A 10,099-nucleotide genomic window follows, 5' to 3' on the forward strand; every position below is an offset into this window, starting at 1 on the left:
CGTATGCGCCATGGTGACCTCTATACGATTGTAGGTCACCTGCGGCTATCGTGTGGTTTGTTTCCTGCTGTGTGCAGTGAGCAGGCCTCTAACTTTAGATTTGATTGACAAGGATTCCTCATGCCTGGAATGAATTTGACCCGTGCCGAAGCTGAGAAGAGAGCGTCAGTTATTCAGCGTGTACATTCGTACACGGTTGAGCTTGATCTAACGCGCGGTGAGCGGGTCTTTGGTTCTCGTACCGTGGTGCGCTTTGATGCGGTTGCCGGGAGTGAAACCTTTATCGACGCTATTACCGATACGGTGCACAGTATTGAGCTCAATGGTGAGTCGGTGCCGGTGACCGCTGCTGACGGTGTGCGTATTGCCCTGCCGGCGCTGGCTGAGAGCAATGAGCTGGTGATTGATGCCGATATGCTCTACACCAATACCGGTGAGGGTTTGCACCGCTTTGTGGACCCGGTGGACGGCGAGGTTTACCTCTACTCGCAGTTTGAGGTTCCTGATTCCCGCCGTGTGTACCCGGTTTTTGAGCAGCCTGATTTGAAGGCTGAGTTTGAGTTTATTGTGACTTCCCCTGCCCACTGGGTCGTGGTGTCTAATCAGCCTGAGACTTCTGTTGAAGAGGTGGCGGACGGCAAGAAGTGGACTTTTGCGCCTACCCCGCGTATCTCGTCCTACATCACCGCAATTATTGCTGGCCCCTACGCTAGCGTGCATTCCTCGCTCACCAACAGCGAGGGCCGCGAGGTGAAGCTGGGTTGCTACGCCCGTCAGTCCTTGATGGAGTACCTGGATGCCGATGAGGTCTTCCACATCACCCGCCAGGGTTTTGAGTTCTTTGAAGAGCAGTTCTCAACTCCCTACCCCTTTGAGAAGTACGACCAGCTCTTTGTGCCCGAGTTTAACGCCGGTGCTATGGAGAATGCCGGTGCTGTGACTTTCTTGGAGAACTACATTTTCCGATCTAAGGTGACCGAGGCGATTGTTGAGCGCCGCGCTATCACCATTTTGCACGAGCTGGCCCACATGTGGTTTGGCGACCTGGTGACCATGAAGTGGTGGAACGACCTGTGGCTCAACGAGTCTTTCGCTGAGTTCATGTCGACCCTAGCCGCTGCTGAGAACACCCGCTTTGCACCGGAGGCCTGGGCTACCTTCGCAGCTTCAGAGAAAACCTGGGCCTACAATCAGGATCAGCTCTCATCTACCCACCCCATTGTTGCCCCGATCCGTGACCTGCAGGATGTTCAGGTCAACTTCGACGGCATCACCTACGCTAAGGGCGCCTCTGTGCTGCGTCAGCTGGTGGCATGGGTAGGGCAGGATAACTTTATGGCCGCCCTCAAGGTCTACTTCGAGAAGCATGCCTACGGCAACACCGTGCTCGATGACCTGCTCGATGAGCTGGAGGCGACCAGCGGACGCGACGTGCGCGCCTGGTCTAAGCTCTGGCTGGAGACCGCCGGGGTCAACACCCTCACTACCGAGGTCGAAGAGGCAGAGGATGGCACCATTACCCGCCTGGCCCTACGCCAGACCTATGCTGAGGGCTTTGAGACCCTGCGCCCCCACCGTCTGGTCATTGGTTTCTACAATCTCGACGGTGAGGTGCTCACCCGCACCGACCGCCTAGAAATCGATGTGGATGGCGAGGTTACCGAGGTTCCCCTGGCCGTTGGTGCCAAGCGCCCCGATTTGATTCTGGTGAACGACGAAGATTTGGCCTACGCCAAGATTCGCCTCGATGAGCGGTCCCGTGCTACCGCCGTTGCCCACCTGGGTGCTATTGATTCATCCGTTGCCCGTGGCGTGGTCTGGGGTTCGCTCTGGGATACCGTGCGCGATGCCGAGATGCCCGCCCGCCAGTTTGTTGAACTGGTTCTGGGTAATATCGGGGCAGAGACTAACTCCACCGCCGTCCGCACCCAGCTTCTCAACCTTGAGAACACCCTGCGCGCCTACCTGAACCCCGCCCACGCTGAGGCTGTTCGAGCTGAGGCCGCTGACCGTATCTGGCAGCTAGCTCAGGCAGCTGAGGCCGGTTCTGATAACCAGTTCCAGCTTGTAGGCACCTTCGCCCGCCTGGCCCACACGTCAGACCAGCTCGATGCTGTAGCTGCCCTGCTCGATGGTACTACCGTTCTAGAAGGTCTGGAGATTGATACCGACCTGCGCTGGAACCTGCTGGGATCTCTGGCAGCGGGCGGACGCGTTACCGCAGCAGAGATTGACGCTGCCCTGGCCGAGGACAACACCTCGAACGGCCAGCAGGCAGCTGCCACCGCCAAGGCTGCTATCCCCACCGCTGAAGCAAAGGCAGAAACCTGGCGGGCAGTGGTTGAAACCGGCGAGCTGTCTAACATTGTGCAGCGCTCCGCCATTCTCGGTTTCTACCGCGGTGCCCCGGAGTTCTCAGAACCCTACATTGACCGCTACTTTGAGGCCATTGAGGGGCTCTGGCGCGAGCGCTCGCACGAGATTTCAAGCCAGATTATTAGCGGGCTTTTCCCCCATTTTTACACTCAAGAGGTCCTGGATAAGGCCGAGGCTTACCTCGCTGCCCTACCTGAGGACGCAGCCGCCCTCAAGCGTCAGGTAGCAGAAGGACGCGACTCCCTGGCTCGCGCGCTGAAGGTTCAGGCCGCAGACCGCTAGGTTCTGAGCCATGAGGTAACTGCTGACGATAAGGGGCGGGAGTAGACTGGTGGGTATGAATTTACCCAACCCAGCTTTCCGCCCCTTATCTGCACCCGGCGAGGCCAGCGTCCAGACCTCACCCGCGACCGAAGCGGTCGATGAGCGCTCTTTCTACTACCAGGTAGGCGGGCGACCGGTTTTTGAGAAGCTCTGCCGCGAGTTCTACTCCCGTGTAGCAGCTGACCCGGAGTTCCGTGCCATGTACCCCGAGGAAGATTTGGGGCCAGCAGAGCGCCGCCTCTTCATGTTCCTTGAGCAGTACTGGGGCGGGCCTAAAACCTACCAGGCAGAACGCGGCCACCCGCGCCTGCGCATGCGCCACAATCCCTTCTATATCGGCCCCAAGGAGCGCGACACCTGGCTCAAGTACATGCGGGAGGCCATGGATACCCTGGATCTAGCTCCCCTGCACGATGCAGAAATGTGGGCCTACTTTGACCGTGCAGCCCACGCCATGCAGAATCACTCATAAGTAAAATTCTGGCTGCGCTGGACAAAAACTATGTGCTCAATAAAAACCCATCCAGATTCTGCCACTCCGGTACAAAGCTTGAGAGAAAAAATCCGCTCCTTCCAATTTCTTGACGCGCTGATAAAAAGCGGTGAAATTGACGAAATACAACAGGTGACCACAAGCCCCTACAATTCTGAGTACGAGGCTCTTACCTTCAGCACATCAGAAAACAGCTACCAGTCACGGATGGGTAGGAAAACGCCCAAGAAAAACGGATACTTTCTCGCGCTCTGGCAAAAAGATGCTACAGGCTCGAACATCCCTTTCACCGCTAAAGAATTTTGTGATTATCTACTGGTATTCATTTCAGATGGACACTTGCATGGTTACTTTTCTTTTCCACGCAAGGTACTTGCCGAACGAGGAATTCTAGCTAGTGAAGGAAAACGGGGAAAGATGGCGTTTCGGGTTTATCCTAGCTGGTGCGTCGATTTAAACCCCTCAGCCCATCGAGAACAAAGCTGGCAGCTACATTATTGGTCAGCCATGTAATTCTCCGCATCTGAGCTCCGACCAACTAAATACTTAAGCGGTCTATTTGTGCAGGAGTGGTGCGGCTGTAAGCAGGTTCTTCACCCAGCTCTTCAACACCTTAGAAGCAGTGGTTTTGGTGAATAATTAGCCCAATATTTTGGTGAGGACGAAACCGCCCGGCGAGCTCAGACGAACCCGCTGCCCGCTGGTGTAAATAGGTACAGCGCCCTCAAATTTTGAGGGTAAAAATTCTAGTACCTCGATGGCAAAGGCTAAGCCACGGGGAATCTTCACATCATCATGAGACAGTGAACGCCCTGGAGCTATCGCCCCTGCACGACGCCGAAATGTGGGACTACTTTGAACGTTCAGCGCACGCCATGCAGAATCGGGCCCAGTAGCTGGATTTTTAGGCTGAAGTAGCCGAGTAAACCAGTACGTGCCCCGCCCTAGCCGAGATGCGGGCCCAGCGTCCGCTGGTGAAAACCGGCATGGGTTCGGTAGCTCGCGGAGGCAAGAATCCCAGAACCTCCAGGGCGAAGGCAGCCCCGGTGGGCAGGTCAGCGGTAGTGTCTGGGGCTGCCAGCGGGGATGACCAGATACGGGAGCGGACGGTTGCCACCACCGCGTGCCCCGGGTTAGCGGGCAGAGCCCCGTCTACCGCGGCAATACCTTCCTGGGCCGCTGCCCGGGCATGGTCAGAGAGGTAAAACCCTTTCTTATCCCAGCCGCTGCGCGGAGCGGTACGCCCGGCCCAAGGGGCGGTCACTGTAACCGGCGGCAGAGCCAGGGCCAGCCCGGCCTCTTCAATACGGGCGAGCCGGTCAAGAAGAGCCGACGCTTCAACCGTGAGATCAACCTCGGCAGGCTGGGCCAGTTTGATAGCGCGCAGACCAATCACCGTGGGCGTCGAATCGAGCAGGGTTTCAGGTGCAAGCACGCACACCGACACTCCCAGCACCTCACCGTTAGCCTGTAGGCGGACGGCAGCCTGGGGATCCACAGAACGGGCCCGGGTCAGATAGGTCGCCAGGTCACGAGCAGTTGTAGCATCGGGTAGGTAAACGTAGTCGGTGTAGTCAGAGAGTTTTGGCTCGGTCATATCACTAGCTTTCAAACGAGTTTATGCGGTCTAGTCACCCACCACCCTATCGCAGAAACTCAGTTACGCTTCTAGTGGGATGAGAAAAATGGGGCTACCTGTGAGAGAGTGTAACTATGAGTCACGAAACCCTAGAAAGTCTCTCCCCTACCCAAAAATTACTGGCCATGCTCAACCTCACCCCCGGTGGAGCGTCCGCCCACGAGCATGTCTTTAGCGCCCTGACCCTCACCAAGGAATCCCCGCGTATTTTCGGCGGGCAGGTGCTCGCCCAGGCTGTGATGGCTGCTGCTCATACGGTCGGCGGTAAAACCCTGCACTCCCTGCACGGCTACTTTCTGCGCCCCGGTGACGTAGAAGGCGATCTCTCCTACGGGGCCGAGGCCCTCAACGACGCCAGGTCATTTTCCACTCGCAGGGTACAGGCCTACCAGGGCGGGCAACCAATCTTTTCCTGTATTGCTTCCTTCCAGGTGCCTGCCCCGGGGCCAGACCACGGCGCCAGTATGCCGCAGGACGTTCCCGCACCCGAGAGTCTGCCCACCGCAGCGGACCTACTGGGGCATCTACAGGTCCCCATCGCCCAGAAGGTTGCCTTCTCCCGCCCCTTCGACGTGAGGCATGTGACTTCCCCGCTGTACACCACTCCCAGCCAAGAGAAGCAGCCGGTGAATATGGTCTGGTTCAAAACCTTCGAGGCTTTGCCCGATGCCCCTGCCCTGCATCAGGCTGCCCTGGCCTACGCATCGGACTATACCCAGCTTGAACCGGTTCTGCGGCAGCACGGCAAGACCTGGCTTGAACCCGGCATGAAGGTGGCGTCGCTGGATCACGCTATATGGTTCCACCGCCCCGCCCGCGCCGATAACTGGCTGCTGCTGGTACAGGAAGCCCCCAGCGCCCAGGACGCCCGAGGTCTCTCTGTAGGCAAGATTTTCACCCGTGACGGTGTGCATGTAGCTACCGTGACCCAAGAAGCCATGATCAGGCTCCCCGAGTACCGCGACCAGTAATTCAAGAGATACAGCAAAAATCCCTCCCACCGGTGAAGGTGGGAGGGATTTTTAGCTCAATTACCTTGTGAGCTTGCGGTGAACGACACGGTGCGGCTTTGCAGCCTCGGGGCCAAGACGCTCAACCTTGTTCTTCTCGTAGGACTCGAAGTTACCCTCGAACCAGTACCAGTTGTCGGGCTGCTCGTCGGTGCCTTCCCAGGCCAGGATGTGGGTAGCTACTCTGTCGAGGAACCAGCGGTCGTGGGAGACGACAACGGCGCAGCCGGGGAATTCCAGCAGGGCGTTTTCGAGAGAAGTGAGGGTTTCGACGTCCAGGTCGTTGGTCGGTTCGTCGAGCAGCAGCAGGTTGCCGCCCTGCTTGAGGGTCAGGGCCAGGTTGAGACGGTTGCGCTCACCACCGGAGAGCACGCCTGCCTTCTTCTGCTGGTCGGGGCCCTTGAAGCCGAAGGCTGAGACGTAGGCGCGTGAGGGCATTTCTACCTGGCCTACCTGGATGTAATCCAGACCGTCTGAGACAACCTCCCACAGCGACTTTTCAGGGTCGATGTTGGCGCGGTTCTGGTCAACGTATGAAATCTTGACGGTTTCACCGATCTTGAGGTTGCCACCGTCAAGGGGTTCAAGGCCAACGATGGTCTTGAAGAGGGTTGACTTACCCACACCGTTAGGGCCGATGACGCCGACGATGCCGTTACGGGGCAGGGAGAAGGAGAGACCGTTGATGAGGGAGCGGCCGTCGAAGCCCTTCTGCAGGTTTTCTGCTTCGATGACGACGTTACCCAGGCGGGGTCCCGGGGGAATCTGGATTTCTTCGAAGTCTAGCTTGCGGGTCTTCTCAGCCTCTGCAGCCATCTCTTCGTAGCGGGCCAGACGAGCCTTGGACTTAGCCTGACGACCCTTGGTGTTCGAGCGAACCCACTCGAGTTCTTCTTCCAGGCGCTTAGCGAGCTTGGCGTCCTTCTTACCCTGAACTTCAAGGCGGGCGCGCTTCTTGTCCAGGTAGGTGGAGTAGTTGCCCTCGTAGGGGTAGAGGTTACCGCGGTCTACTTCTGCAATCCATTCTGCAACGTGATCGAGGAAGTAACGGTCGTGGGTAATAGCGATTACTGCGCCCTCGTAGGACTGCAGGTGCTGTTCCAGCCAGAGGACGGATTCTGCGTCCAGGTGGTTGGTGGGCTCGTCAAGCAGGAGCAGGTCGGGCTTCTGGAGCAGGAGCTTGCAGAGCGCTACGCGGCGGCGTTCACCACCGGAGAGGTGGGTAACGGGTGAATCGCCGGGAGGGCAGCGCAGAGCGTCCATGGCCTGTTCCAGCTGGGAATCGATGTCCCAGGCGTTGGCCGCGTCGATGGCTTCCTGCAGCTTGCCCATTTCTTCCATGAGCGCGTCGAAGTCAGCATCGGGGTTGGCCATCTCTTCTGAGATTTCGTTGTAGCGAACAATCTTTTCGTAGATTTCGCCGACGCCTTCCTGGACGTTACCCAGGACGGTCTTTTCTTCGTTGAGCGGGGGCTCCTGCATGAGGATGCCCACGGTGTAGCCTTCTGAAAGTCGTGCTTCGCCGTTGGAGGGGGTATCGAGACCCGCCATGATTTTCAGGATGGTTGACTTACCGGCACCGTTGGGGCCGACCATACCGATTTTTGCACCGGGGAAGAACGACATGGATACGTCGTTAAGGATGACTTTGTCGCCTACAGTTTTGCGGGCTTTGGTCATGGTGTAGATAAATTCTGCCATGCATTTAAGCCTACCGGTTGATGTCAAGCTGTTGGGGGTTTAGGGCAGGGCATCTGCCAAGAATCTTGGTATGAGTTTGCCCTGCCCCGCCCTCTAGCTGGTCAGAGCCTCAACAGCCTCATCGTCTGCTGCCTTATCGGTGAGTCCCTGGTCAGAAACCTGATGGCCTTTTTCGGGAGAATGGCTGTACTGGGATTCTTCTTCAACAGCCGGTAGAGAGCTATAGCCGTGGTTAAGTTTTTGTTCCCCGGCTACTTGTTCGTTGAACTTACGGTCGGTCTCATCGACATCCGGTTTTCGGTCGGTGACACGGGCAAAATTGGCTAGTCCGTAGTTGAGGTCGTGGCCAATGCTGGTGGCATCTACTTCGATGCTGGTGCCGGGTGAGCCGTCCGCCCGTTCAAACTGTTTGACGCGCAGGCGTCCGGTAACCAGCACCGGATGCCCTACCTGCAAGCTCCGGGCGCTGTTATACGCCAGGGCTCTAAAGGAGTTGACGGTGTACCAGTTGGTTGTGCCTTCTTTCCAGGTGCCGCTGGTGGCATCGAACCAGCGAGGTGTGGAGGCAATACGGAAATTTGTTACCGGGATATTGCTGTTGGGTAGGAACTTTTGGGTGGGCGCCGTTGCGATAAAGCCTCGGATGGTGACGGTGTCGGTCATGACTCCTCCTTGAGTTGTTGGGTGAACCGGGTGCCTCAAGGGTTACATCAGCAGAGGCCTATAAGCCAGAAAAATGGTGGCTGTGGATAACGTATGCGCTGCTATTGCACGGTGGAGGTCAGAAAATTGGTGTAGCTGTGACGCGAGCAAGAGCTTTCATGACGGTTTTTGTTCACACCCCTGTTGTTTGCCGCTCATATCCTTCTAGGCTCATACCACCTGCCCCGCTAAGGCACCGGGGCGGGCGTCCGCAGCTACCAGCGAGAAGGAGGCAGCACAGTGACCGATACACTTGTTCCCGATGAGCCTACCTGGGTACGGGATGACCGTACCCGCACCTACTTTGAACAGGAATGGCAGAACGTTCCGCGCACCAACGAGGCCCTGTTCGAGCACCTTTGCCTGCTGGTGTTTCAAAGCGGCCTGTGGTGGTCTACGGTTCTAGCAAAACGGGAGGAGTTGAACCGGGCCTTACACAGTTTTCAACCCGACCGTTTGGCTGCCATGGCTGAAGACGATATCAGTGCCTACCTTAAGGGCGATATCGGAATTAGGAACGAATCTAAACTTCGGGCCTGCATCAATAATGCGAGAGTATTGAAAGAGTCTCGGGTAAATCTAGCAGATCTCTTTGCTGAGGCATTTCCAGAGGAATTACTGTGCCCGGGTGCCGAATCGCTCCCCCGCACCACCACTGAAACTGATACCCTGGCCTGTGAGTTACGGGCACTCGGGTTTCAACGCTTAGGGCCGGTGGTGGTATGCGCGGTGGCTCAGGCCGCTGGCTATATCAGGTTAGAAACCCACACGCTTAGCCGGCGTGGTCAAAGTAGGCTTGCGCTGCCTGGCTAGCCACCTCGTACCCTGCCTGCTGGTCTTCGAACCCCTTGCTCAACAGGGCGATGGAGTAGGTAGAGCTTTCGGTTCTGACAACGCCAACGGAGTTGATATGCCATTCGCCAGTATCTTCCTGGATCCAGCCATTTTTAACCGATACGTCGGTGACAGCTTCCCCCAGCACAGTCTGCCCGTATTGGGAGCCTACGCCCCAGGTTTGTGACCAGTCGAGCGGAACCATTTTTTCGAGAAGGAACTGGGCGTCGGCGGCGTTGACCCATTCAACGGTATCGATGATGGCACGCATAATGCGTACCTGGTCCTCGGCCCAGGTTTGGTTATCGCCCCAGGTTCCGGCAGATCGGGTCTCTGTGACACCCAGCAGCTCATAGGTCTTATTGAGGGACTGGGCGCTGGCCGTAGATTCCCCGTCGTCAGACCCAAATCTGCGGTAAATCTCAATCGTTGCGTTGTTATCGGAGTAGGTAATGGACGCTTCGACGAGGGCTTTTTCGTCGTCAGTCAGTTCGCGCTCTTCAAAGGCTGCAAGCCTGAGCAGGGTGAGAGAAATGGGGACTTTGACGATAGATGCTTCATACGTCCATTGGTCACCCTTGTGCAAAAAGAGACTGTCGGTAGCGTGGTTATAGACCGCCAGGCTAAGGGTAATGCCGTAGTCTGCTTCAAGCTGGTCTAGTGCCTGGTTGATGTCTACGTCGTGGGCCTCGTTGGTGTGTTCATCACCGGTGGCGGTGGGCTGGATTTGCTCTTCAGCAGGGCCACAGGCAACAAGTAGGGTGCTCAGGGCTAGGGTACCGGTTCCTGCCAGCATTGTTCGGCGGGGCAGGACCGGGGCGGACGCGGGTGCGCCGCTGAGCGTTTCAGGCAGGTTGGCTGTAGACATGCCCTCTAGTGTATTCCGAAAGTATGGGTTAAGGGTCAAAAAGTGTGTCCGGAATCGCGGATTTTCACGGATTGACCTGTAGGTTTCCGGAAAGTATATGCTCCGGAAGCATATATCTAGCCCCCGACGGGAAATCCTCGGTGTGGCAGCCG

The 10,099-nt window shown here is 57.2% G+C and carries 9 protein-coding genes; 5 read left to right on the forward strand and 4 right to left on the reverse strand.

Annotated features, from left to right (window positions below; all coding sequences use genetic code 11):
- Positions 1-120: 120 nt before the first annotated feature.
- The 3 genes from pepN (at position 121) to L6758_RS02850 (ending at position 3,706) form a co-directional block, all read left to right on the forward strand.
- Complete coding sequence (pepN, locus tag L6758_RS02840; RefSeq protein ID WP_237205345.1) at positions 121-2,658, forward strand: aminopeptidase N; 2,538 nt, start codon at positions 121-123, stop codon at positions 2,656-2,658.
- 55 nt (positions 2,659-2,713) lie between these two features.
- Complete coding sequence (locus tag L6758_RS02845; RefSeq protein WP_237205346.1) at positions 2,714-3,172, forward strand: globin; 459 nt, start codon at positions 2,714-2,716, stop codon at positions 3,170-3,172.
- Between the two features lie 78 nt (positions 3,173-3,250).
- Positions 3,251-3,706 (forward strand): MepB family protein, encoded by a 456-nt coding sequence (locus L6758_RS02850; protein WP_237205347.1) that lies wholly within the window; start codon positions 3,251-3,253, stop codon positions 3,704-3,706.
- Between the two features lie 391 nt (positions 3,707-4,097).
- Here L6758_RS02850 and L6758_RS02855 read toward each other — a convergent pair whose 3' ends face one another.
- Positions 4,098-4,790, reverse strand: a complete 693-nt coding sequence (locus L6758_RS02855) for a transcriptional regulator (RefSeq protein WP_237205348.1) — start codon at positions 4,788-4,790, stop codon at positions 4,098-4,100.
- A 116-nt stretch (positions 4,791-4,906) separates the two neighbouring features.
- Here L6758_RS02855 and L6758_RS02860 point away from each other — a divergent pair, with 116 nt between their 5' ends.
- Positions 4,907-5,803 (forward strand): acyl-CoA thioesterase, encoded by an 897-nt coding sequence (locus L6758_RS02860; protein WP_237205349.1) that lies wholly within the window; start codon positions 4,907-4,909, stop codon positions 5,801-5,803.
- A 60-nt stretch (positions 5,804-5,863) separates the two neighbouring features.
- On the opposite strand, the gene ettA is transcribed toward L6758_RS02860, so the two are convergent.
- Together ettA and L6758_RS02870 are read right to left on the reverse strand one after the other, a co-directional pair.
- Positions 5,864-7,543, reverse strand: coding sequence for an energy-dependent translational throttle protein EttA (gene ettA, locus L6758_RS02865; protein WP_237205350.1), 1,680 nt, complete (start codon positions 7,541-7,543; stop codon positions 5,864-5,866).
- Positions 7,544-7,636: 93 nt separating this feature from the next.
- Complete coding sequence (locus tag L6758_RS02870) at positions 7,637-8,206, reverse strand: single-stranded DNA-binding protein (protein WP_237194058.1); 570 nt, start codon at positions 8,204-8,206, stop codon at positions 7,637-7,639.
- 279 nt (positions 8,207-8,485) lie between these two features.
- Here L6758_RS02870 and L6758_RS02875 point away from each other — a divergent pair, with 279 nt between their 5' ends.
- Positions 8,486-9,058, forward strand: coding sequence for a DNA-3-methyladenine glycosylase I (locus tag L6758_RS02875; protein WP_237205351.1), 573 nt, complete (start codon positions 8,486-8,488; stop codon positions 9,056-9,058).
- On the opposite strand, the gene L6758_RS02880 is transcribed toward L6758_RS02875, so the two are convergent.
- The gene (locus L6758_RS02880; RefSeq protein ID WP_237205352.1) at positions 9,018-9,947 is read right to left on the reverse strand and encodes a serine hydrolase; all 930 of its coding nucleotides are present in this window, start codon (positions 9,945-9,947) and stop codon (positions 9,018-9,020) included. The genes L6758_RS02875 and L6758_RS02880 overlap by 41 nt on opposite strands.
- Between the last annotated feature and the right edge of the window lie 152 nt (positions 9,948-10,099).

Origin of the sequence: Rothia nasimurium (genome assembly GCF_928382285.1) — a bacterium.
Classification (GTDB): Bacteria; Actinomycetota; Actinomycetes; order Actinomycetales; family Micrococcaceae; genus Rothia; species Rothia nasimurium_E.

Bases quoted from the DNA above. Each gene is read 5' to 3' on its own strand.
- pepN (WP_237205345.1), top strand. From the start codon at position 121: ATGCCTGGAATGAATTTGACCCGTGCCGAAGCTGAGAAGAGAGCGTCA.
- L6758_RS02845 (WP_237205346.1), top strand. From the start codon at position 2,714: ATGAATTTACCCAACCCAGCTTTCCGCCCCTTATCTGCACCCGGCGAG.
- L6758_RS02855 (WP_237205348.1), bottom strand. From the start codon at position 4,790: ATGACCGAGCCAAAACTCTCTGACTACACCGACTACGTTTACCTACCC.
- L6758_RS02860 (WP_237205349.1), top strand. From the start codon at position 4,907: ATGAGTCACGAAACCCTAGAAAGTCTCTCCCCTACCCAAAAATTACTG.
- ettA (WP_237205350.1), bottom strand. From the start codon at position 7,543: ATGGCAGAATTTATCTACACCATGACCAAAGCCCGCAAAACTGTAGGC.
- L6758_RS02870 (WP_237194058.1), bottom strand. From the start codon at position 8,206: ATGACCGACACCGTCACCATCCGAGGCTTTATCGCAACGGCGCCCACC.
- L6758_RS02880 (WP_237205352.1), bottom strand. From the start codon at position 9,947: ATGTCTACAGCCAACCTGCCTGAAACGCTCAGCGGCGCACCCGCGTCC.